Source organism: Jiulongibacter sp. NS-SX5 (assembly GCF_052828545.1).
Map to the genome: position 1 here is coordinate 4,024,642 of NZ_CM128248.1, position 22,082 is coordinate 4,046,723.

The 22,082-nt window shown below is 38.6% G+C and carries 22 protein-coding genes; 6 read left to right on the top strand and 16 right to left on the bottom strand.

What is annotated here, in order from left to right; all coding sequences use genetic code 11:
- Positions 1-113 precede the first annotated feature (113 nt).
- The gene (gene lysM, locus ACUXV0_RS17560) at positions 114-557 is read left to right on the top strand and encodes a peptidoglycan-binding protein LysM (protein ID WP_446190885.1); all 444 of its coding nucleotides are present in this window, start codon (positions 114-116) and stop codon (positions 555-557) included.
- 46 nt (positions 558-603) lie between these two features.
- Here the strand turns inward: lysM and ACUXV0_RS17565 are convergent, their stop codons facing one another.
- Both ACUXV0_RS17565 and ACUXV0_RS17570 read right to left on the bottom strand, forming a co-directional pair.
- Positions 604-3,099, bottom strand: a complete 2,496-nt coding sequence (locus ACUXV0_RS17565; RefSeq protein WP_446190886.1) for a zinc-dependent metalloprotease — start codon at positions 3,097-3,099, stop codon at positions 604-606.
- 76 nt (positions 3,100-3,175) lie between these two features.
- Positions 3,176-6,370: a PAS domain S-box protein gene (locus ACUXV0_RS17570; RefSeq protein ID WP_446190887.1), complete on the bottom strand. Its 3,195-nt coding sequence runs from the start codon at positions 6,368-6,370 to the stop codon at positions 3,176-3,178.
- A gap of 74 nt (positions 6,371-6,444) precedes the next feature.
- Here ACUXV0_RS17570 and rsmA point away from each other — a divergent pair, with 74 nt between their 5' ends.
- Complete coding sequence (rsmA, locus tag ACUXV0_RS17575) at positions 6,445-7,218, top strand: 16S rRNA (adenine(1518)-N(6)/adenine(1519)-N(6))-dimethyltransferase RsmA (protein WP_446190888.1); 774 nt, start codon at positions 6,445-6,447, stop codon at positions 7,216-7,218.
- Here the strand turns inward: rsmA and ACUXV0_RS17580 are convergent.
- Both ACUXV0_RS17580 and ACUXV0_RS17585 read right to left on the bottom strand, forming a co-directional pair.
- Positions 7,207-8,259, bottom strand: coding sequence for a response regulator (locus ACUXV0_RS17580; protein WP_446190889.1), 1,053 nt, complete (start codon positions 8,257-8,259; stop codon positions 7,207-7,209). The genes rsmA and ACUXV0_RS17580 overlap by 12 nt on opposite strands.
- Positions 8,231-9,454, bottom strand: a complete 1,224-nt coding sequence (locus ACUXV0_RS17585) for a PAS domain-containing sensor histidine kinase (protein WP_446190890.1) — start codon at positions 9,452-9,454, stop codon at positions 8,231-8,233. The genes ACUXV0_RS17580 and ACUXV0_RS17585 overlap by 29 nt, the downstream gene beginning before the upstream one ends.
- A 173-nt stretch (positions 9,455-9,627) precedes the next feature.
- Between ACUXV0_RS17585 and ACUXV0_RS17590 the strand changes: the two genes are divergently transcribed.
- Positions 9,628-9,993, top strand: coding sequence for a hypothetical protein (locus ACUXV0_RS17590; RefSeq protein WP_446190891.1), 366 nt, complete (start codon positions 9,628-9,630; stop codon positions 9,991-9,993).
- A 23-nt stretch (positions 9,994-10,016) separates the two neighbouring features.
- Here the strand turns inward: ACUXV0_RS17590 and ACUXV0_RS17595 are convergent, their stop codons facing one another.
- From ACUXV0_RS17595 to ACUXV0_RS17635, 9 genes are all read right to left on the bottom strand, one after another.
- Positions 10,017-11,519: a hypothetical protein gene (locus ACUXV0_RS17595; RefSeq protein WP_446190892.1), complete on the bottom strand. Its 1,503-nt coding sequence runs from the start codon at positions 11,517-11,519 to the stop codon at positions 10,017-10,019.
- Positions 11,520-11,523: 4 nt separating this feature from the next.
- Positions 11,524-12,018 carry a metallophosphoesterase family protein gene (locus ACUXV0_RS17600; protein WP_446190893.1) on the bottom strand — a complete coding sequence of 165 codons (495 nt, stop codon included), beginning with the start codon at positions 12,016-12,018 and terminating at the stop codon, positions 11,524-11,526.
- Entirely contained in the window at positions 12,018-12,524 is a 507-nt protein-coding gene (locus ACUXV0_RS17605) for an NADH-quinone oxidoreductase subunit C (RefSeq protein WP_446190894.1), read from the bottom strand. Before ACUXV0_RS17605 ends, ACUXV0_RS17600 begins: the two co-directional genes overlap by 1 nt.
- Positions 12,524-13,447: an aspartate carbamoyltransferase catalytic subunit gene (locus tag ACUXV0_RS17610; protein WP_446190895.1), complete on the bottom strand. Its 924-nt coding sequence runs from the start codon at positions 13,445-13,447 to the stop codon at positions 12,524-12,526. The genes ACUXV0_RS17605 and ACUXV0_RS17610 overlap by 1 nt, the downstream gene beginning before the upstream one ends.
- Before the next feature lie 63 nt (positions 13,448-13,510).
- The gene (locus ACUXV0_RS17615) at positions 13,511-14,713 is read right to left on the bottom strand and encodes an ROK family transcriptional regulator (RefSeq protein WP_446190896.1); all 1,203 of its coding nucleotides are present in this window, start codon (positions 14,711-14,713) and stop codon (positions 13,511-13,513) included.
- Between the two features lie 85 nt (positions 14,714-14,798).
- Positions 14,799-16,097: a hypothetical protein gene (locus ACUXV0_RS17620; RefSeq protein WP_446190897.1), complete on the bottom strand. Its 1,299-nt coding sequence runs from the start codon at positions 16,095-16,097 to the stop codon at positions 14,799-14,801.
- On the bottom strand, positions 16,097-16,411 hold the full coding sequence (locus ACUXV0_RS17625) for a Dabb family protein (RefSeq protein WP_446190898.1): 315 nt from the start codon (positions 16,409-16,411) through the stop codon (positions 16,097-16,099). Before ACUXV0_RS17625 ends, ACUXV0_RS17620 begins: the two co-directional genes overlap by 1 nt.
- Before the next feature lie 56 nt (positions 16,412-16,467).
- Entirely contained in the window at positions 16,468-17,652 is a 1,185-nt protein-coding gene (locus tag ACUXV0_RS17630; protein WP_446190899.1) for an alpha/beta hydrolase family protein, read from the bottom strand.
- Positions 17,639-18,106 carry a MarR family winged helix-turn-helix transcriptional regulator gene (locus tag ACUXV0_RS17635; RefSeq protein ID WP_446190900.1) on the bottom strand — a complete coding sequence of 156 codons (468 nt, stop codon included), beginning with the start codon at positions 18,104-18,106 and terminating at the stop codon, positions 17,639-17,641. Before ACUXV0_RS17635 ends, ACUXV0_RS17630 begins: the two co-directional genes overlap by 14 nt.
- 90 nt (positions 18,107-18,196) lie before the next feature.
- Here ACUXV0_RS17635 and ACUXV0_RS17640 point away from each other — a divergent pair, with 90 nt between their 5' ends.
- The 3 genes from ACUXV0_RS17640 to ACUXV0_RS17650 are packed head-to-tail and all read left to right on the top strand — an operon-like array spanning position 18,197 to position 20,233.
- The gene (locus tag ACUXV0_RS17640) at positions 18,197-18,775 is read left to right on the top strand and encodes a Maf family protein (protein WP_446190901.1); all 579 of its coding nucleotides are present in this window, start codon (positions 18,197-18,199) and stop codon (positions 18,773-18,775) included.
- A 36-nt stretch (positions 18,776-18,811) separates the two neighbouring features.
- Positions 18,812-19,063: a T9SS type A sorting domain-containing protein gene (locus ACUXV0_RS17645; protein WP_446190902.1), complete on the top strand. Its 252-nt coding sequence runs from the start codon at positions 18,812-18,814 to the stop codon at positions 19,061-19,063.
- Between the two features lie 3 nt (positions 19,064-19,066).
- Positions 19,067-20,233 (top strand): hypothetical protein, encoded by a 1,167-nt coding sequence (locus ACUXV0_RS17650; RefSeq protein ID WP_446190903.1) that lies wholly within the window; start codon positions 19,067-19,069, stop codon positions 20,231-20,233.
- On the opposite strand, the gene gmk is transcribed toward ACUXV0_RS17650, so the two are convergent.
- From gmk to ACUXV0_RS17665, 3 genes are all read right to left on the bottom strand, one after another.
- Entirely contained in the window at positions 20,234-20,833 is a 600-nt protein-coding gene (gene gmk, locus ACUXV0_RS17655; protein ID WP_446190904.1) for a guanylate kinase, read from the bottom strand.
- Positions 20,834-20,919: 86 nt separating this feature from the next.
- Positions 20,920-21,237 (bottom strand): hypothetical protein, encoded by a 318-nt coding sequence (locus tag ACUXV0_RS17660; protein WP_446190905.1) that lies wholly within the window; start codon positions 21,235-21,237, stop codon positions 20,920-20,922.
- Positions 21,238-21,270: 33 nt separating this feature from the next.
- Positions 21,271-21,867 carry a sigma-70 family RNA polymerase sigma factor gene (locus ACUXV0_RS17665; RefSeq protein WP_446190906.1) on the bottom strand — a complete coding sequence of 199 codons (597 nt, stop codon included), beginning with the start codon at positions 21,865-21,867 and terminating at the stop codon, positions 21,271-21,273.
- Between the last annotated feature and the right edge of the window lie 215 nt (positions 21,868-22,082).

Below are 22,082 nucleotides of genomic sequence, written 5' to 3' on the forward strand. Positions count from 1 at the left end.
TCAAAGATATGACGAAAATCAAGGGCTGAAATTGTGCGATTTGCTTTCAAAAGTGCCCAAAATTGTTATTTTTGTAACGATTAAGTAAACCTAAATAAATAACAAATCACACTATGGGATTAATGTCGTTTTTGAAGGGAGTAGGAGAAAAAATCTTCCCTTCAACAGAAGAAAAACCTGAAATTAAAGCTCAGGCATTATTATCACACGTTCAGGGTCTTGGCCTTCCTTTTAAGAAGTTAACTATCAAAGTGGCTGAGGAAAATGTAATCCTTCAAGGAGAAGTAGCCCAGCAGGAAGATGCTGAAAAAATAGCTATCGCTGTAGGAAACGTAGAAGGTGTAGCTTCTGTTGATAACCAACTGGAAGTTGCTGATCCTAAGCCTGAAGCTCAATTCCATACCGTGGAGTCTGGTGATTGGCTTTCTAAAATTGCAAAAAAGTATTACGGAGATGCCAACAAGTACATGGTTATTTTTGAAGCTAACAAGCCAATGCTTTCTGACCCAGATAAAATCTATCCAGGTCAAGTACTTAGAATTCCACCTTTGGATTAATCAATAGGTATAGAATAATAGAATAAGAGCCCAAGTGGCTCTTTTTTTATTGGTGAATAACCAATTTTTGATGATGTATTCCGTCAATATTCAGGAAATAAACACCACTATTTAAGTCTTCTGGAAGCCTTAATAGAAGCTCAGGGGTATCGACAGATTCTATTGAAGTGTAATTGACCACTCCTTTAGAGTTCAAGAGCCTAAATGAATGCTCCCCAGTTTTTAGCCCAGTTATTTTGACGAATTGAGAGGTCGGGTTAGGGTAGATGCTCAAATTCTTAACAAAAGATTTTGAGCTGAGAGGTTTAAAAACCTGTACTTCTACATTCCCTGAGGCAAAACCTTCACCACAAGAATTATTCAGCTTGGTAATGGAGTATATGGTTGAGTTCGATGGTTTTACATAATAGTCAAACTGCTCTTCAAAAGTTTCAATTTGAGTGCCATCATTCAATGAGATCAACCACGGAGCAGAACCAGTCAAATTGATTTTTAATCTGGCTGAGTCGCCAGATATTATTGATGTTTCCCCTGAAATATTTCCCGTTACCGGAGGAAGTACTTCAACCTCAATTTTACTTTTTAGACTCTCGCATCCTGAGTCGTTAGTTTGAGAAACGAAAAAATGGTTAATGCCACTTTCTGATGTTTCAGGAATTATCTCTTTATCATAGAATAGGTCTTTCTCTCCAATGTACCATTTGAGGTCTTTACCAAAGGCTTCAAGAGCTTTAGAACTCTCATTAAAACAATAAACAACGGGAGAAATAACCGATGGCTGAGCTGGTTTAGATGCTACCTTTACTGCTAGAGGAAGGGAATAATCTTCAACTTTCTCTCCTATTACCTTCAATTTTACATTACTTCCTCCTTTAATTTCATCGGGCATTTGGAAAACAAATGACGAACTTGATAGTCGAGGCTGAATCAGATAATCTTGTAAATCAGAAGAAATTTTGATTTTGTACTCGCTCAAACTAAAAGGATCTAGTCCTGAAACAGTTAGATTGGCCTGGCCTCCTTCGCATATTTCGTCTTTTTGTATCCCAATATTTATGGATGGCTGAATCACTACTACAAAAGCGACATTATTATTTATGTCTAATTGGCAGTTTTGCGACGCAGTCTTTATAAAAAATGCCGTACTACTATCTGTTTTTACCCCTAGGGTAAGGTTTGGTTGAATTATGTTTTGGTATCGCTGACCATTTGAAAGAGTAAAGTTCCATGGGCCGCTACCTTTCATTGACACTTTTAGTCGGGCTGTTTGACCAATTTGTACCTGTGAGTCTAGTGCCTCCAGCTTTATTTCGCCTTTACTTTTGATAGTGAAATGATTTGAAGGAAACCCTATAGCTGCAGGTTCAGTGGCCGAAAGTCGTACTCGGTAAGCTTGACCTTCCTCTACGTCCTTCTGAAGTATAAAACTGATCTGTTTACCATCTATCCAGCTTTGGTTTACCACTTGAAACGAGGAACCCATGGAATTAGAAAGTTCGACTAAAAACTTATTACTCTCTTTAAATAAGCCATGATCTTCAAAGAGAACTTTCACAGTATCACCTGCACAATAAACCTCTTTATTTAGAGACCGAATGCCTATGTAGTTAGGGTCACTTTCTGCTATAGTATACTCCGCAGCTGGTGATAAACGTATAGCCAAAGCGGCCTCCATGCGTTCGTATTGCTGTTCAGTAAACACATTACCGCACAAGACATGAAAAGACATGATATTGTCAAATGAGGGCCTGAAACTCATTCCAAAGCGATCTCTGATGTCAGATGGATAAGCTTCTAAGCAGTTTTCGGGCCTAAATGACGGAATTCTCTCTTGAGGGTCTGCAGGAGTATCGCAGATCATATCACCTGTAAAAGAGCAATTGGCACCAATTCCGCGACTAACGACTTCTCTTTCTTCAATATCTTCTGTCGCACTATTCTGGTAAGTATGAAGTAGTCCAAAATAATGACCTAGCTCGTGTAGAAATGTTTTATTCAGTAATATTTCAAAATCTTCTTCGGTGCCGTTTAGGTAACTGTATATCAATCTATTACTGTTAGCTGAATAACTTGGCAAACTACTATAACCGTTCAGGGTAGTGCCGTCAGCTTTTCTAATGATTTTGACAAAGTAAATGTTTAGAGCATCGCTTTTGTCATAGTTTTTTCGAAGCTCCTTTTCTTCATCTATCGATAAGTCTTGCCATTCACTTGAGTGAATATGATTTACAAAGCCTCCTTTGATATAAAAACTCAAGCCAATATTGCTGAAGTACTCGTTTGCACGATTGACTAGTTTGACCACCTCATTATTTGCAAAGCCACTTAATTCGTTATCGTTATGAACGATAACAGCATTAATGCCAATCTGATAAGAGGAACGTCTAAGTTGTTTTGAATGAGAATGTCGGATGGTTTCCTCAAGGAATGAATGTTCTGAAGAGTTTAATGAAGATATCTCGCAGGCCAATTGGCCACTGGCCGATAGGCTGAGACACCATAGTATACATGGCCATAATACTCTTTCGAGAATGGTCTTCATTTTTTAAGATTCACTTTGTCCTGACAATCAATTGATTAGATTGCTTCGCAAAACTACAAAATGTTATTGATCGGTACTAGATAGTCGTATATTCTTTGGTGAAGTGTTCAAACTCCTTTTGAAGGATCTCAAACTTTTCTGTAAAACCGTCTAGATTTCCAGTTTTGGCAGGAACTTCTATAGCTTTTACGATTTCATGAATTCTCATTAAACCAATGGTTCCGGAGTTGCCTTTTAAGGTATGTAGCTCCTTTTGTATGGTGATCACGTCATTTGCTTTATAAGCTTCAGAAGTATTTTCAATTTGCTCAGTAGCTTCTTTTTCAAAATCAGCGAAAACACTCAGAAGCATCTCCTGACCTACCATTTCTTTAAGTCCACCAATGATTTCCATATCAAATGCTGGAATATCACTACTTAATAGTTCGCCACCTCCAGATTTCGTCTCTAGTACCCTTTGTGGCCGGCCGGAAGTCATATCTTCCACAGTTAAAATCAAGGTTTTGGCCCTTATGGGCTTGGAAACGTAGCCATCAAAACCACTATTGAGGAATTTCTCTCTATCGTCTTGCATAGAGTAAGCAGTCATAGCCACTACCGGAGGTAAATTCTCTTGATGCTTTTCTCTGAGAAGTCTGGTAGTTTCTATGCCGTCAATTTCAGGCATTTGAATATCCATAAGTATCAGGTCAAAGTCAGGATCGTTTTGATATTCTTCTATAGCTTTTTTGCCTGAGTCTGCCTGAGTTACCACGCATCCAGCTCTTTGTAATATTTCAGAGGCGACTTTCCTATTAACCGCATTGTCATCCACCAATAATAGTTTAGGTGTACTTGAGTCAAAGTAGTTATTCAGACTTATTTCGCCTGCTTTTTGTTTTTCTTTGTCCGGACCTTTCTCTGAAGCCTTCAGATCTACAGTGAAATAGAAGTTGCTACCTTCGCCAATTTTGGATTTGACGCCCATTTCTCCCGACATTTTACGGCATAACTCTCGTGAGATTGCTAAACCTAGTCCTGTACCTCCAAAAGATTTACTGGTAGAATTATCCAATTGCTGGAATGCATTGAAAAGTTTGGCCTGGTCTTCTTCGCTTATACCTATACCCTGATCAATGATTTCGAAAAGTAAGGTGTTCTGATCTCCATCCTTGTGTTGGAGGCTGGTTTTTACTAAAACCTCTCCGTTTTCAGTGAATTTTAGAGCATTAGAAGTCAGGTTTGATAAGATTTGTAATAGTCTGGTCTGATCTCCAAAGAAATACTTGCCAAGTTCAGGAGCAATTTCTGTCCTGATCTTATTCCCCTTTTCAAAAGCCTTCTGTTGGAACAAGGCCACAAGGGTATCTAAAACATCAGTGAGATCAAAAATTACCGGATGAAGCTCCATTTTTCCAGCTTCTATTTTTGATAAGTCAAGGATGTCATTCAGAATAGTAAGAAGTGTTTGAGAAGACTTTCGAATGGTATTGACGTAGTCTTTTTGCTCTTCTTGGAGAGGTGTTTCGTTCAGTACATCAAGCATTCCAATGACCCCGTTCATTGGTGTACGAATTTCATGGCTCATATTGGCCAGGAAGCGTTCTTTTACCGCCAATGAATGTTCTGCCTCTTCTTTGGCTTTTTGAAGGTCTTCAGCACTCTTTTTAAGTTCAGATATGTCACGGGCTATACCTTCCACTTCCATCGGTATCCCCTTTTTGTCTTTGATCATTCTGATGTTTAGCATAAATGATCTCAACTCGCCATCCTTTCTTCTGACCGAAACCTCAAAATTGGTAATACTGCCTGTTTTGAGGAGAGTTTTGATATTTTTTGAGCTATCGTTAGCATTTTCAAAGAACTTATCCACCTTATTTCCCATGACTTCTTCCAGCTTATATCCGGTGTGTTCTTCTACAGAAGGCGAGATCATGGTGACATTTCCGGCAAGGTCGGTTCGGTAGTAAATGTCAATAAAAGACTCAATGATGTTTCTGAATTTCTGCTCACTCTTTAAGATAGATATAGATGCATTTTTTCTGACTGTTATATTGCGGGCAATGCCCGATACCTCAGTTATTTGTCCATTGTCTTCAGAAAGGATGGGGTTGAGGTAGAATTCATACCAGTCCTCAGGTGTACCCCAATGCATTTCAAAATGCTGGGCTTTACCTTCAAAAGCCAAGTTGTATTTTTCTCTTAATAGTGGTCTGTCCTCAGCAGAAATTAGTTTCCAACCATACTTTTCAATGGTAACATTCATTTCTGGCGGCACTCCTAGTTTAGCTTCTATGAGGTCAGAGTAATTCTTATTAAAGGAGCTTAATTGACGCCTGTTATTTACCGTCCAGATAAGGTGTGAACTACTATCAAAAACCGCATTTAACCTGGCAGTTTGCAGAAGAAGCTCTTCTTGAGACTTCTTTCTTACCAAGGCTAAAGCCACCTGGCCCGAAATAAAGGTGAGTAGCTCCAGATTTCTACTGCTAAATTTGGTGGCATCAGAGTATGATTTGATACCAATTACACCATTAAATTGATTCTCAACCCTTAGAGGAACAATCACCTGAACCTCAGGTGACTTCTTCCCATATAAGAACAGTTTTTCTTTTTTAACAAGCCGTTCAAATTCATTTTTGTAGAATAGAAGTGGCTTGTTTTGGAGCATGGCATATTCTACAATTCCATTCCCTATTTTTCTTCTATCATCCTCTGGAGTCTGATAATTTTCATCAACTCGGTAGGGGAACTCAATCATTCCTTCTTCAGAATTATAGACGGCTACAAAGAAGTTATTGGCATAAATCTTCTTCTTTAGTTCTTCATGAACCTTCTTAAGAAAGTCTTTGAGGTCTTTTGCATTCAGGTTTGCCTGAGCAATAGAATAATAAAGATCCTGTGCCCTTTCTGCCCTTCTACGCATTGTAATGTCTCTGAACAGACATCTAAAATTGACAGGTTTATTGTTTTCAAAGCGGCACGAAATCTCCCCCTGTAAATACAGTCGCTTTTTCTCGTTATTACGCACCACAATCATGAACTCAGGAAGCTTGACACCATTCTTTACTTCGGTGATTTTTTCCATCACATCTGATTCAAACTGTGGGTGCAGGATATCTGTAAATGTCATCTGAAGCGACTCCTCTTCAGAGTATCCCAGCGTTTCTCTGAAAGCTCTATTTACAAACATGAAATTCAGTTTGGCATCAAGCATCATGACAATCTCTGAGGTATTATCAATGAGATCTTTAAGATGGTCAAACTGTGCTATGGTGTTTTTTTGAGGCATACGTCGCGGAGCATTTAAAACGCCTAAAACTAACAATTAATAGCTATTTTTGGCTTTTCAATTGACGATAATTCATGAATAAGGTAAGAGCAAAAAAACATTTGGGGCAGCATTTCCTGAAAGAAGAAGGCATTGCAAAAAAGATTGTTGATTTGCTCAAGCCTGAAGATCGTTACCAGAAAGTTTTGGAAATAGGCCCGGGAATGGGTGTTCTTACACAGTTTTTGATTCAAAGAGAAGAATTAGATACCTATGTGGTGGAGCTGGACAAGGAGTCTGTAGAGTACCTGAATGAGCACTATGAGGTTTTGCATGATAAAATTTTCAGTGAAGATTTTCTGCAATTCTGGACCTCTCAAAAACTTGGTTTGGAAGAAGGTGAGCAGATGGCGATCATCGGTAACTTCCCATATAACATTTCTTCTCAGATATTTTTCAAGGTACTTCAAGATAAAAATGAGGTAAATGAGGTGGTTTGTATGCTTCAGAAAGAAGTAGCCAAAAGAATAGCCTCCGGACCCGGAAATAAAGATTACGGAATTCTCAGTGTTCTCTTACAGGCCTATTATGATATCGAGTACGCGTTTTCTGTTCCTCCGCGTGCGTTTAACCCTCCTCCAAAGGTAGACTCAGGAGTAATAAGGTTGGTGAGAAACCAGAATCAAACGCTAGACTGTGATGAGAAAAAGTTCTTTACTGTGGTGAAAACAGGTTTTAATCAACGCCGTAAAAAGCTAAGTAATGCCTTAAAGCCTTTAGGCGTTGATTTTAAACACCCCTTATTGGATAAACGTGCCGAGCAGTTGACCTATCAGGATTTTGTAATTCTTACGAATCTAATTTCTTAAGTTTTTGAGCTTCTCCAGCTCAAGAATTTTGATCTTTCCTGAGGTGATTTCTATTAGTTTTTCGTCCTTGAAGTCTGAAAGAGTTCTTATTGCGGTTTCCAATGATGTACCGGCAATATTAGAGATGTCTTCCCTGCTGATCTTTACACCTTTGCTTGCTTCGGCCGTATCAATATGTTCAAAAAACTTAATTAAAGCTTCAGAAACGCGTTTCCTTACTGAATTATAGGCGAGTTTGATAAGTTGCTCCTCATTATCTGTGATTTCCTTTGAGAGAATTCCAATGAATTTTTGAGAGACCTGCTTATTTCTGTAAAGTAGGTCATTAAAGTCAGATTTTGGTATTAAGGATATCTCACAATCCTCTATGGCCGCGGCAGAATCCACATAAATTGATTCAGTCATCAGATTAGCATAGCCGAAATAATCTCCCGTTGAGTAAAGTCCTACTATGAGTTCCTTACCGTCCTCATTGGTTTTATAGGTTTTAACTCTACCTTTTTCAATGTAAAAAAGGTAAAAAGGATGGTCTCCCTCACGGTATATTTCTGACTTCTTTTTATAAGACCTTACCTCTCTGTTTTCTTTTAGTTTTCTTAAGTCTTCTTCGCCACCTACATCTCTCACGAGTTGCTCCAAGCCTTTCATGTGTTCATACTTCTTGTCTATCAGACCCTGTTTTTTAAAACGACTCTCAATTGCATTGAGAAGCTCTACATCTTCAAAAGGCTTGGTGATATAATCGTCTGCACCCATTTCCATGCCTTTCCTGTGGTCTCCTCTGTCTGCCTTTGCCGTAAGGAAAATAAAAGGGATTGCCTCCGTTTGAGGGTTTTTGGATAACAAGTGCAGCACACCATAGCCATCTAAAACAGGCATCATGATGTCACAAATAATTAAATCAGGGGCATCATTAAGAGCTTTTTCTACACCCACTTTTCCATTTTCAGCTACAATTACCTCGTAGCCGTCAAGCTCTAGGATTTCTGCAGTGTTTTCTCTGATTTCTATATTATCCTCTATGAGAAGTATCTTTTTCATGCGAGTGTATTTTTGGAAGTGTTACGATAAATGTTGTACCTATATTTTGTTGACTTTGACACTCTACAGTGCCTCCAAGCAATTCTGCGTATTGTTTCACAATAGATAAACCGAGGCCTGTTCCCTGGATTTGTCCGGCGTTTTCTGCTCTAAAGAATCGAGTGAATAAGTTTTGAATATCCTCCTCAGGAATTCCTATTCCCTGATCCGATATTTTAATGATAATATCGTCCTGCGTATCAGTAAGATCAAGACTTATAGTTTTACCTTCATCTGAAAACTTGATGGCATTGCTCAGCAGATTAAGAACTATATGTCTTAATAATTTTGGATCCTGAGTTATACTTAATTTTTGAAACGAAGATGTATCCAGATTTACTTTTTGATTTTTCTTGGTAATAATTCTCACCTCAGCTACCATGTCTTTGAGGTATGAGATCACATCAAACTGATGGGCATTGATTATAATTTTACCTTCTTCTATTTTATTGACAGAGAGAATGTCATCCAGTATTTCAGTTAGGTTTCTTACTGATTTTTTTATTCTGTCGATATGCCTCTTTACTTTTTGAGGCTCATTCATTTCGGAGTACTTTTCCAGCAATGAAAGCGAAGAAAGCACCGTGGCCAATGGGGTTCTAAATTCGTGAGAGGCCGTGGATATAAATCGGGATTTGAGTTGATTTAACTCTCGTTCCTTTGTCAACGACTGATCCAATTTCTTTTTGGTGGATTCCAAATTTGAAATTGCCTCTTTAAGGATGAGGGTTCGGTCTTCTACCTCACGTTCCAGCTGAAATTGATAGTTTTTGGTTTGTTCTTCGGCTTTTTTTCGTTCAGAAATATCAATGACAAAAGCCACAACCATATCTTGGTTGTCTAACTTACATGGGCTCAAACTTACTTCTACCGGAAACTCTGAGCCATCTTTTTTTACAGCATTTAAGTCAAAACCAGCACCCATGGCTCTTGGCCTGGGTTCATTATGATATTTGGAAACATGACCAGTATGAGCCTTTCTATACCTACTCGGGATTAAAGCTTCTATTCGCTTACCAATGAGTTCAAACTTGCTGTATCCAAAGAGTATTTCGGCAGCAGGGTTCATCCGGCTGATTTTGCCTTCTCCGTCAGCGATAACAATTGCCTCATTGGCATGTTCAAATATGGTTTCAAATTGATGTCCTTCTGGCATAAGAAAAATGACTTGGTGCAAATTCACCTTATGTAGATCATAAAAATATGATACTTGTCATAAAATGGTCTAATTCCAGCCCATCTTTTGTGATATAAGTCAATTCTGACATCCCTCATATTTATCCAGACGTAATTAAATCACTTTTGAATTATTAATTTCTGTAAGGACTATTGAGTAAAGAGGAGATAGATATTGATGCTGAAATGACGGTGGGCGAACTGAAGCAGAGGTTCAGAAAGACATTTCCTTTTCTGGATATTGAGCTTTATCGCCGTGGCAGTCTTTTGATTGGCCCATATGATACGGTTAAACTATCTACATATGCTATAAGTGATGTTAAGGCCGAGTTTAAAATTGACCCTTCTTTAACCATTGTTCAGCTGGCAAGTTTACTTGAACGGCACTTCGGACTAAGCACCAAAATCTACAGGAAAATAGGGGATTCACTGGTGGAGACCAGTTTTACGTCGGCATGGTCGCTTTATTATCAGAACGTCAAAGGTGGAGAGCTTTACAGGGACTTTGCAGCTAAATAAAACTCCTTTCTGAGCTGTGGCTCTTATTGATAGCTTAGCTTACTCAAGTAAAAGATGTCAACCGAATAGACACCATCGTTCTGTTTCACACTCTGAATGCCATAAGCCACAAAATTGTGATCATACCAGGAGGCAAGTTCGCTTTGATACGTCTCCAGAATCCTATCATTATTCCCTTTTAGAGCAACAGGGATATCATCGGTGGTTTTAGAACCGCTGTCTACAATCGTCGTTTTTACGATTTCCTCATCCGGGAATGCCACCACATATTTGTCAGATTGCACACGAGATAATTGAACTTTATAGTCGAGCGTTCTGCTCTGTAGGTCGTTCAATGCAACGCTATTATCCCATTCCAGTTTGCCTTTACTATTGAAATGCAGAATAAGTGCATGGGTGTATCTGAAATTATTGAAAGAATAGTAGTTATTAGAACCCCATCTGTAGTTACGCCCAAGAGGAAAGAGCCCCGTGTTATAATTTTTATACTCAGGGTAGAATACTTCAGCGAGAATGGTCATACCATCCACATCTTCTACAGGTTCATGAATGAGCAGTCTTTGACGTAGCTTGAAATCTTTGCCTTTTGAGTTTTTCTTTAAAATTCTATTCTTCACACGGTTTTGACGCTTTTCAGGCATGTAGCTCAAGAAATTTTTCAATTCCACAAAATCATAGAAATTAGTTTCTGCATTACTTGATAAGGAGTGCGTGTAAAAACCAACTGAATAGTCTGAGCAGTTATCGGCATAGTTACCAGCCAGTATAAAGCCTCCTTGTGGTATTTTAATAAGTTTGCCACTTAAAGGAAGTTTGTTCTTTTCACCTAACGTTTCTTTACCTATTATTTTGCCCTCATAGTCATAGACTTTGAGATGCATTTTGCAGTTTCGGGTATTCTTAAGCAGGACATACACCAGTTCTTCCTGCTCATTAACCTCAATATTATTGAGTTTGATATTATTTGAGTGAATTTCAGGAAGCACTTTGCCCGTTTGAGCAAATAGATTAATCATTTCTACAACCGGACGGTCATTATACCTTCCACCAATCAAAATTTTGCTCTTAATGACCTTAAAAAGGTCAATATCCATATTGGTCAGGAGTTTTGTTTCGGTCAAAACATAATCGCCGGTATTGACGTCTATTCTTACAATATTGATGTTTCTGGAATCGTCTTCTCTAAAAAGACAGTACAAATGGTTTTCTGTTTCAAAATATCGCAGTAGTCGGAAAAGAAACCCTGGTTCATAGGCGGTTCTCCATGTATTCTCCAGTTCTGTGTTGAATTTTAGGAAGTTGATTTCCAGATCTCTGCCAAAGTTATTGGACTTGGTATTTAAGACAATGAGCCCTTTTTCACCGAAGGAGATAACGTTAAACTCATCGTTTCCACTGGTGTTCATTTCAAAATTTACCCTCTTTTCAGAAGTTAACTGTGCCTGAAGGCTCAGAAAAGGCACGATGATGAGCACAAGGATTTGCCCGATTTTGAGAAATGTCTGATGTGGTTTATTGGAGGGCATTTTGTTATTTTTTTCCAAGTTTAACAAGTTCCAAATTAGTGATTTTTCCTTTCTCTAATTCTATTTTCATCAAGTGTCTGTATTTATGAAAACCCTGTTTGCCAGCGGCTCCGGGATTCATGAAAACAAGACCATTTTCTCTGTCTTTTTTTACAGTTTCCTGATGCGAGTGCCCACAAACTATCACCTTGGGTTGGTGCTCATTTATCAGCTCTCTTAGTCGCTTATTATACTTAGGCGGTTTACCAGCTATATGTATAAGTATAAAACGTAAATCTTCGAGGTCTATTACCTCATATTCAGGTAATTTCCATTGAAGTTCTTTAGGGTCTATATTACCATAAACAGCCGTAGTAGGCTTAAAATTCTTTAACTGATCTAATATTTCAGGATTACCTATATCTCCAATATGCCATATTTGGTCGCAGTCTGCAAAATGCTCAAAAACGGAAGGATCAAGATAACTGTGTGTGTCAGAGATGATCCCTATTTTTTGCATCAATACTTGATTTTGATCCCGTGATATTTCTCCTGTTCTTCATGATCCTTTCGTAAAGGATGACCTTTCCAGTCAGCTGGTAATAGAACACGGCGTAGATCAGGATGGTTTTTAAAAGTAACACCTACCAAATCATACGCTTCACGCTCGTGCCAATCGGCAGTTTTCCAGATGGATACCAGTGAATCTACCTCAGGAAGATTATCTTCTGTGCCTCTAGGCAATACAACTTTGATGATAAATGAATGTTCAAGAGGAATAGAACTTAAATGGTATATTAACTCCAAAGTCCCGTCATTAGGACCATTGTCTGAAGCTGTGATACAATTAAGAAAATCGAAGTATAATTCTGGTGTAGTATGCAAATACTCACAAACCTTGAACAAATAGTCCTTGTTCAATTGAACGTAGGGCTGCTTTACCTCAGCATAATAGGCTTCAAAGGCTTCTTCCGGAAACTGTTGCTGTAGAGCAGAAACGATATTTTCAAAATTGGCGAAGTTCATTAGTTTTTCTGAGCCAAAAGGTAAAGTACTGCCATTCTTACAGCTACACCGTTTTCTACCTGATTGAGAATAATACTTTGGGAAGAGTCAGCGGCATCACTGCTTAATTCCACCCCACGGTTGATAGGGCCTGGGTGCATCAAGACAATCTCTTTATCAAGCTCATCTAACATGGCTTTATTAATTCCAAAATAAAGCGAATACTCTCGTAGCGAAGGAAAATATTTTATTTGTTGTCTTTCTAACTGAATACGAAGTACGTTGGCGATATCGCACCACGCCAGAGCTTCTTTCACATTATGTCCTACTTTCACACCTAGAGATGACAGGTGTTTTGGGATTAGCGTGCTTGGTCCACAAACCATCACTTCAGCTCCCAGTTTCTGCAGACAATAAATATTAGAAAGAGCAACTCTACTGTGTAAAATGTCTCCAATGATTGCTACCTTTTTGCCTGTCAGATCACCTACTTTTTCCTGCATGGAATAGGCATCTAGCAAAGCCTGAGTAGGGTGCTCATGAGTGCCGTCTCCTGCATTGACGATATTGGCATCTATATGCTTTGAAAGAAAATCAGGAGCTCCCGGGCTTGAGTGACGCATCACCACCATATCCACTTTCATAGATAGGATATTATTGACCGTATCAAGCAGTGTTTCCCCTTTTTTTACAGAACTGGAAGCCGAAGAAAAATTAACGACATCGGCTGAAAGTCTTTTTTCTGCTAACTCAAAAGAAAGTCTGGTTCTTGTAGAATTCTCAAAGAAAACATTGGCAATGGTGATATCACGCAAAGAAGGGACCTTTTTGATAGGTCGGTTAATCACCTCTTTAAATTCCTTTGCTGTTTCCAGAATAAGTTGAATATCAGAACTCTGGAGGTTTTTGATTCCCAATAAGTGTCGGGTACTCAGTGATTGCATCGGGTTTGAAAAGTTTCACAAAGTTAAGCGAAATAGACTTTTCTCAATGCTTTTCTTTCACTTTTAGTTGGCGTAGGTTTCCATCATTTTTTTGAAAATGAAGGTTTTTGTACCAAACACCTTGGCGTCATCACCTAGTGGTGAAATCATTACCTCTAATTGTTGTTTAAACGGAACCAGACAATATTTATTGATGGATTGTTTTATGGTAGAAATGATTAAATCACCGGCATTCTTTAGTATTCCGTCAATGATTATTGCCTCGGGATTAAACAAATGAACGGCCATAGCCAGACCCTTTCCTAATTCTCTTCCGACTTCATAAATGACGTCTATTGAAAACTCATCACCGTTTAAGGCTGCACTAATAATGTCTTCTAATATTAGTTCTTCTGAGTTTTCTGATAGTGAAGTGGCTTTTCCTTCTGCCAGGCCTTCTTTTACCTTTCTGAGAATGGTAGAAGCAGATGCCACGGTTTCCAGGCAGCCTATTTTACCGCAAGCACATAGTTCACCATCAGGATATACCTGAACGTGGCCGAGTTCACCGGCAAATCCTGATGAGCCCTCTACTATCTGGCCATTATGCAATATGCCGAGCCCAACGCCCCAGTCTAGGTTTACCAGAAGAACGTTTTTCTTGTCTTTGGCAAGTCCGTAATGATGCTCTCCTAATAGTGACGCACGAGTGTCATTTATATTAAATACATTAATGTCATATTTCTCTTCCAGCACTACAGAAAGAGACTTGTTGTCTTTATTAAGGCCTTTATGGGTGAAGTTTATTCCAGTCGCCACTTCAATTAAACCCGGTGCCGAGATTCCGATGGCCCAAGGTTTACCATTGAATTTGATCAATTGATCAATCTCCTTCATCACGTCCTTCATATAACCTGGTTCTTCCAGGTTTATATCGTAGGTAGTTTTGGTAATAAACTCATTTTGGAGATTGATAAAAATGAAGTTGGTCTGGTAGAGGTTGACATCCAGAACTAAGGCTACTTTCTTGGCTCCGTTAATACCATAATTGACTGGTCTTCTGCCAGATTTTGTCTTTGACGCTCCTTTCTCTAATACCCATTGATTTTGCTTGAGTTCTTCAAGCATGGCTGTAACAGAAGGCACACTTGTGTGTATCTGTTTTGCCAGTTTGGCAATGGAATCGCTTCCGTTCTCAAATAAGTGACTGAGTATTTTTGTATAACTGAGTTTCTTTTTTCTATCTACAAGAGACTCATGGGATTCAAAGAGCGGATCTACTGGCATTTATTTAATATTCTAAGCTTTTTCGGAGTGATTCGTCCAAATCTAATAAATAAAGCTTGAAATAATTAAAATATTTTATAAATACTTAATACTCAAAAATAGGTTTCAAAGCATGTACACCACGAGGAACATATATTTTGGCTTTTTGAAGCTGGAGCAGCTCTTTCTCGCTGGTATTAAACTTGTAGAATTCTATTCCTCCAAAAGAGTAGCCAAAGGTTAGATATTGATAAATAGAAACAGCGATATTCTGTCCATCTTTATCAAAAACCGCAGAGGTCGGTAAAATACCATCTATTTTCTTAGTCAGTACGTTTTCTAGTGAACCCTGAAAATTAAGGCTTAAAACGCTTAATGAAGACTCTCCACCTTCCATAAAATGCTCTGGTGGTAAGAAAGAGTGTTCAAGGTTATTAACGATGATATAATTACCTGAAGGATGTATATCGAAGTTGGCAGGGTTTACTCCGACTTCTGCTTTTGAAAGCAAATAGTGATTGGTCTCGCTATCCTCCAGATTTAGACGAACCACAAAAACCTCGCCCTTCTCAGCGTTGTCAATTTCTGTTTTTGGCTTTTTCTGATCCAAAACAATGAAGAATTTTTCGTCTGGAGTGAATTCTCCTTTTGCAGGTAATCCTCCTATTTTTACGGGATCTCCGTAGAGCTCTAAACGTATAATTTGCTGGGTTGGCCCATCTCTCAAAACTCTGATGATCCCTAGGTCGGCCTCATCTCTATTGAGGTAAACGAGATAGTCTCCACTCGAGTGCCATTTGATATCGGTAATTCTGCCCGGAGGTAAGCCTGTCGGCTTTTTGACTACTCTGAAAGGTTTTCCTGCTTCGTCTAATTCATACAGCTGAATCTCTTTCCCATATTCCTCAGAGGCAATAGCTAAATATTGGTTCTTACTGTCAATGGATATGGCTGTAGGATTTCGGCCCGCCGGGAAACGGTACAGAGATTTCGGTTTTTTGAGATCTGAAATATCTACAACAGTTACATACTTTCCTGCCGGAAACTCCTCTTCAATGTCATCGTAAGCATTGATATCATAAGGCGTTTCTCCTTTAGTTTCAAGGATGTAAGCGATCTTCTGATTTGTGCTCAGACAAACATTTTTCGCCTCTCGCCAAACGGAATTAGACGCCTTGTCGCTTTTAATTTGGCCCGGATCCCCATAATCAAGCGGAAATTCGAGGGTAGATATGACATCTTTGGTTTCTTCCATTTTGCGGAGCTTACCATCCATAATGGAAAAGGCAGACATATCTGCATCTGTTAGGAATAGCAGCCCCTTGGAGTCAAAAATTATGTTTTGACCTGCCGAAGAAAAACAAATCAGGAGTGTTAGGAAAGAAAGTATGTTTCTGATCATCATTAACTTACGGCATCATATACCTGTACTTTTGACCAGTATTGGGCACAGTTATCTATAAATTCTAAATGCTTTGGATGGGTCTGATAAGCGTCTTGGTCAGCCTTGTTTTCAAAAATGAAAGTGATGGAGAAATCATAAGATGAATCGATAACCTCACGATTAGTATCTGCTGGTTGCCCAACAAAGGCCGTTTGGATTAATTCATTCTCGGCTAATTTTAGAACACCAGCGTGCAAAGCTTTTCTGTGTTCATCATTCTCTTTTTCTTTTAGCCAAAAGAAAACAGTGTGTACAAATCCTTTCTGAATAGGCATAGTTTACGATTGAGTTTTGGCAAAAATAACGAGTATCTGCCAAATACAAAGAATGGCTAGTTCTTGTTGATGGTAAAGAGCTCAAGAACACCGAAAATGAAAGAGCCAATGGTACTGCCATGGGTTCCTCCGTCCACAGTTATAAGTTCTACATTTTGGGTACCATTGGCCTTCATAGCATTTATGGCAGAAACACTATTCAGGTAAGGTACGTATTGATCGTCATTGCCATGATAGAGTCGTACTATGCCCTCGGGTTTCCAATCGTATATGTCGTTATCGGCCAAAGCAGAACTTAAGCCGGAAATATTTCCGGCATTGAAATCTTCAATGAAATCTGGCTGAAGAGTGGTGTTTAAACTTTGCTCTATAGTGGCACTGAAACCATTGGCTGTAATATCGGTAGCCCATGGTTCTTTAAAAACTTCGCTATAATTTAAGCCAAGATTATAGGCTTTATCATAGGTGTCTAGCACCCAAAGATATGAACGATTATTACCTACGATGCCTGCACTCTCTTTGTTGATCAATTCATTGAAAGTGGCGGTTTTATCGTATGCACCTGAACCACATACTGAAGCCGTGACAGTAAACTCAGATTTTAGATTGTCTTGTAAATACTTATGAGTGGCCATCGTGGCGTATCCGCCTTCAGAATAGCCGGCCAACAGAAGTTTTTCGTTCCACCCGATTTCATTATTAGATAAAAACTCCCTAACGGCTCTCAGGAAATCTATATTGGCAACAGCTAGGCCTTCACGGTGTTCATAGGGGTGATCCTTGTCTTTAGAGTCTCCGTAGCCGATATAATCTGGCATGGCTACGATAATGCCTGAAGCGGCTAGAAATGAGCCAATTAATGATTCTGATTGAGGATTGAAATAGGAGGGGGCATCTGTTTCATTAAAAAGAGTACCGTGATGCACACTGGCAATAGCCATTTCGGTCTCTACATCGGTAGGGAGCATCAGTGCACCGGATGCCAAAGTTTCATTTCCAAAGAGATCTTTCGTAAGGTAGCTGAGTTTGTATTGTTGAATTCCAGACTGAATAAACAATTCTAATTGATCTGCATTATCACCGAAGTTAGAACTCAGAAGAGCTTTGAACTCTTCTCTTGAGTAATCATTGACTAAAGTGTACTCCTGAAGAAATTCGTTTGATGGCTGTGGATTGTCCTCTGAACAGGAAAATAGCAGAGGGATACAAAGAAATATAAGTAGTTGATTAAGCTTTTTCATCAGAACCGCGGAGTTTATCCAGTAGATTATTTAACAAATCTAACTCCTCTTGGTTCAGTTTTGATATATCGGCTTCGAGGTTTCTTACCTCTTCATTCACAAAAGTGACAAATTTTAATCCTTCTTCTGTGATAGTGACGTCACAGGCCCTTCTATCATCAGCTCTGTAAGTACGTGCTACATATCCTTTTTGAAGAAGTTTATCCACAAGTCTCGAGGCGTTTGACATTTTGTCTAGCATTCGCTCTATAATTCCGTTAATGGTCAACGGATTAGGGTATTGCCCCTTGAGTATACGCAAAACATTATACTGCTGTATGGTTAGCCCGTGTGTCTTTAAAAGTTTGTACTGTCTGTCGCAAATCCAGTTGTTTGTGTACATGACGTTCACAATTGCCTTTTCAACCTGACTTTTAAAAGGCTTGGTCTGCTGTATATCCTTCTCCAATGTCATAACTTTACAAAGATAATATTTATTTGTAATTACATTTAATGCACTTACAGATAATAAACTGTATGTGGTCTAAATTCGTTCTATTAAAGCATGAAGCTTACAAAGTCATTGATACTGGGTTCTGGATCTCCCAGAAGAAAAGAAATTATGGAAAATGCAGGTTTTCGATTTGAAATAGAAGTGAAACCTACAGATGAAGCATTTTCAGATGAAATGAAAAATGAGGATGTGGCAGCATATTTAGCTTTGCAAAAGATAAGCGAGTTTGATCGTGGGTATGATGACCAAATAGTCATGTGTGCAGATACTGTGGTGATAGTGGATGGCAAGATCATGAACAAACCTGCAGATGAAAATGAAGCTTTTGAAATGCTTTCAGAGCTATCGGCCAAAACTCACAAGGTTGTAACTGGTGTGGCTATTCAGGCAGATGGCAAAAGGTGGACTTTCTCAGACGAGTGTTTGGTAAGTTTTGAAGAGCTGAGCAAAGAGGAGAAAGAATATTACATCAAAACTTGTAAGCCTTTTGACAAGGCTGGATCATACGGGATTCAGGATTTCATTGGAATGGCAAAGATTTCAAAGCTAAATGGCTCATTCTACACAGTGATGGGCTTGCCTATCCATAAGGTTTATCAGGAGCTGGAGCCCTACATTATCTGGAAATAAGAAGAATTTAAAACGGAGAGTTGCATCTTTGTGCCAATGAATAAGACGGACGATATCGTTATTTACCTGAATGAAGAGGACGCCAAGGTGTATGTAAAAGTACCTTCGGGTAAAGAGACACATTTTCAGCTGCAAAATTTACCGGGTAAAATTCTTCAGGAGGCAGTTCATGACAAAGGTTTGCATGATTTTGACCTTTCAGGATTGGCCGATGGAAATTACTTTGTGATTGTGAATCAGGATGATTACATCAGGTCAAAAAAGATAGTATTGGGTTATCAACCATAAGAAATGTCTTTCAAAAGCTCTCTTACGATTCTTTTAGTTGTACTTCTAGGTTCAGCCCATGGACAGAAGGTAAGTGATACCTCAAAAGGCTGGGCTGGAATTTTTAAGATTGGTGGTCAATTACAGGCCAGACAAGACTTAAGATTCAGTTCGTACATCCAGGGTAATATTGGTTATGAGTTAAAAGTAAACTCAAAAAACACTCTTGAAATCAGTACGAAAGGAGTGATGGGAGATCAGATTGATCAGTATGATCATGAGGCACTAGCCTTGAACTGGCGAAGATATTTTCAATCTCAAAACATTGGAGAATCCATCATTTTTGATGGAGTTTATTTATCTGCAAAAGTTTATAATGCTCAATTTTTTAGTTATCGATACGAGGGGACAGCACAAGAGTTTTTTCAGACAGCTCGAGTTTTCGTACCAAGAATAGGAGCAGGTTTAGAGTTTGGAAGACAGAATTTTGGACTCATAGATTTTGGAGTTTTTGCCGGCCTGGAGACAGGTGTGGTGGAGAGCGGAAAACAAATTCATTTATCCTATAATTATGAAAAAGAGATATCTCCACTTTTTAAGTCCTATGCAAGGCTACATCTACCTATAAGCTTTAAGAAATCATTTTATCAGAACTTCAACGCCTATCACAAACCTTCTTTCAATAGGAATAAACTTCTAAAGCTGGGGATAGATCAGGCTTTTTCTTTTTCAAAGAAAGGTTTGTTTTTGCATCCTAAATTGGGTTATGAGTATGGTCTTGGAAGTTCAAAGTTTGCGATTGATGCTATGGGAGAGGGCTTAATAACAAGAGCCAAACTGTATGATCTAACGCATTTTGATAGTGTCGCAGAGATTTCTGAGAATGCCTATGTGAATCAAAGTCTTGTTTTCAATGGCTCAGTAGATACAAAACTCTACCTAAAAAACGATGATTTGCAGCTTGATGGCTTTTATGTTCGTGGAGGCTTGCTGTTGCATGCTGGCTCTCTTGAAGTAAAAAGACAGTATTGGGAGTTCGAAAAATTCAATAAGCTCTTTGCACGTGGAGGGATCGGCTTGCAGAAGCAATTATTCAATGATCTCCTTTTAGATTTTCAAGCTAATCTGAAATTAGATAAGACAGCAAAACCCACATTTGACGGAGGTTTAAACCTTTACTGGGTTAAATAGTTAAATTTCGAATGGTTTTGAGGGTAGGTCCAGTTTGTCAGCATTGAATTTGTCGTATAGCCCTTCAGCTTTACCTAAAGACTCTTCCAGATTATCATTGAGCAAGATGACATCAAACTGATTTTTAAAGGTCATTTCAAATTTTACCTTGAAAAGCCTTTTAGAAAGACTGTCTTCAGTTTCTGTACCTCGTTCTCTCAGGCGTTTCTCCAGTTCTTCTTCAGAAGGAACTTTAACAAAAACGGCAAGAGCCTTTTCTCCAAAATACTTTTTGAGCTTTAAACCACCTTTTACGTCTACATCAAAGATTACATTTTTCCCTTCATCCCATAAGCGTTCCACTTCAGTTTTGAGTGTCCCGTAGTAGCCACCAGGGTAGACCTCTTCCCATTCTACAAACTTATCTTCGTCGATTTTTTGTCTGAAATCCTCAATGCTCAGGAAATAGTAATCTTTGCCATGTACCTCATTTCGTCCTCTGCGGTCTCTGGTACAGGCTGAAATAGAAAAACCAAGATCATCTCTATGCTGAAGCAAATGTTTAACTATTGTGGTTTTACCTGAGCCTGACGGTGCAGAAAAAATGATGGCTTTTCCCATGAAGGTTTTGAGTTTTGGTGGGCAAAAATAAGAAAAACCACCGAGAGTAACCCCGATGGTTTTTAATGAAAGTTTCTAGTTTGTTCCTAAAAGTAAAGGTTTACAAGTGCAATCTCACATACAAGCATCAACATTGTTAATGATGCTATTGAGAGTTTTGATTTTAGCTCAGAGATGGTGCTTTCCGGACAACACTTCTTCTCCACTTTAGAGTTTAAGGCTCTTTTAATCTCCTCTTGAAGCTCTTTGCCTTCTATACAAGGTAAACAGTGCTTCATTTCCGTTTTGTAATGCTGCATCTCTTCTGGAGTTGCAGATCCATCTAACACTGCCTGAATCATCTCCATACATCGATCATGGTTCTCACAATGATGTTTCAGGCCATCTTTAAAATCCTCGCTCATTTTAAATTTATTAATCGAATTTGAGTCAAAGAACTACCGTAGTTCTTTGTATCCCATGTTTGTAGCGTAAGAACGCAACTTCTCTTTCAATAAGTTCCGAGCCCTGTGCAATCTTGATCTTACTGTACCGATGGGAATGTCCAGAATCTTGGCCATTTCTTCATACGTAAAACCTTCAATGTCACACAAAATGATTACTGTTCTAAAGTCAACTGGTAAGCCGTTTAGGGCTCTAGTTACTTCATCACCTATGAGGTCTTGCACCATTTCTGTTCTCAGGTCCACGGTTCCGTTGTATTGCGGCTCGTCTGCTGAGTTATAGATGGTTTCTACCTCCTGGTAATCTACTTTGGCGGGTTCTTTACTCTTTTTACGATAATCGTTTATGAAAGAGTTTTTCAGGATTCGAAACAGCCATGCTTTGGCGTTGGTTCCTTTCTGAAAAGAATTAATAAATCTAAATGCTTTAAGATAAGTATCTTGTACAAGGTCGTTTGCATCGTCCTCGTCGTTCGTAAGTCTGTAAGCAAAATTATACATAGAGTCTATGTGAGGCATAAACTCAGAGTTAAAAATGCTGTATCTCTCTGTGTCGTTATATGTCGGTTTTTTCTCCAATACTTCTTCCATGTCGTTACTCAATTCTAAGTTAGTGACTATTTACCTAAACCTTTCCGTATTTAATATTTAAATGTATTTAATGTAGTTACATCTAAATCTGAAACGAAGATAATTAAGTTTTAAAATAAAACAAATGTATCTACATCTATTTTTGTCAAAATTTCATTTTCATGATAAATGAAGGGTTTTCTTCATCTTTGTATTTTTAAATCTCAAAAAGAATA

Excerpts from the sequence above, each read along its gene's own strand:
- ACUXV0_RS17570 (WP_446190887.1), bottom strand. The coding sequence starts at position 6,370 with ATGCCTCAAAAAAACACCATAGCACAGTTTGACCATCTTAAAGATCTC.
- ACUXV0_RS17605 (WP_446190894.1), bottom strand. The coding sequence starts at position 12,524 with ATGAACTTCGCCAATTTTGAAAATATCGTTTCTGCTCTACAGCAACAG.
- ACUXV0_RS17610 (WP_446190895.1), bottom strand. The coding sequence starts at position 13,447 with ATGCAATCACTGAGTACCCGACACTTATTGGGAATCAAAAACCTCCAG.
- ACUXV0_RS17665 (WP_446190906.1), bottom strand. The coding sequence starts at position 21,867 with ATGGAAGAAGTATTGGAGAAAAAACCGACATATAACGACACAGAGAGA.
- ACUXV0_RS17640 (WP_446190901.1), top strand. The coding sequence starts at position 18,197 with ATGAAGCTTACAAAGTCATTGATACTGGGTTCTGGATCTCCCAGAAGA.
- ACUXV0_RS17585 (WP_446190890.1), bottom strand. The coding sequence starts at position 9,454 with ATGCCAGAAGGACATCAATTTGAAACCATATTTGAACATGCCAATGAG.
- ACUXV0_RS17625 (WP_446190898.1), bottom strand. The coding sequence starts at position 16,411 with ATGCCTATTCAGAAAGGATTTGTACACACTGTTTTCTTTTGGCTAAAA.
- ACUXV0_RS17635 (WP_446190900.1), bottom strand. The coding sequence starts at position 18,106 with ATGACATTGGAGAAGGATATACAGCAGACCAAGCCTTTTAAAAGTCAG.
- ACUXV0_RS17595 (WP_446190892.1), bottom strand. The coding sequence starts at position 11,519 with ATGCCCTCCAATAAACCACATCAGACATTTCTCAAAATCGGGCAAATC.
- lysM (WP_446190885.1), top strand. The coding sequence starts at position 114 with ATGGGATTAATGTCGTTTTTGAAGGGAGTAGGAGAAAAAATCTTCCCT.
- ACUXV0_RS17600 (WP_446190893.1), bottom strand. The coding sequence starts at position 12,018 with ATGCAAAAAATAGGGATCATCTCTGACACACACAGTTATCTTGATCCT.
- ACUXV0_RS17645 (WP_446190902.1), top strand. The coding sequence starts at position 18,812 with ATGAATAAGACGGACGATATCGTTATTTACCTGAATGAAGAGGACGCC.
- ACUXV0_RS17615 (WP_446190896.1), bottom strand. The coding sequence starts at position 14,713 with ATGCCAGTAGATCCGCTCTTTGAATCCCATGAGTCTCTTGTAGATAGA.
- rsmA (WP_446190888.1), top strand. The coding sequence starts at position 6,445 with ATGAATAAGGTAAGAGCAAAAAAACATTTGGGGCAGCATTTCCTGAAA.
- ACUXV0_RS17630 (WP_446190899.1), bottom strand. The coding sequence starts at position 17,652 with ATGAAAAAGCTTAATCAACTACTTATATTTCTTTGTATCCCTCTGCTA.
- ACUXV0_RS17580 (WP_446190889.1), bottom strand. The coding sequence starts at position 8,259 with ATGAAAAAGATACTTCTCATAGAGGATAATATAGAAATCAGAGAAAAC.
- ACUXV0_RS17565 (WP_446190886.1), bottom strand. The coding sequence starts at position 3,099 with ATGAAGACCATTCTCGAAAGAGTATTATGGCCATGTATACTATGGTGT.
- ACUXV0_RS17660 (WP_446190905.1), bottom strand. The coding sequence starts at position 21,237 with ATGAGCGAGGATTTTAAAGATGGCCTGAAACATCATTGTGAGAACCAT.
- ACUXV0_RS17650 (WP_446190903.1), top strand. The coding sequence starts at position 19,067 with ATGTCTTTCAAAAGCTCTCTTACGATTCTTTTAGTTGTACTTCTAGGT.
- ACUXV0_RS17620 (WP_446190897.1), bottom strand. The coding sequence starts at position 16,097 with ATGATGATCAGAAACATACTTTCTTTCCTAACACTCCTGATTTGTTTT.
- gmk (WP_446190904.1), bottom strand. The coding sequence starts at position 20,833 with ATGGGAAAAGCCATCATTTTTTCTGCACCGTCAGGCTCAGGTAAAACC.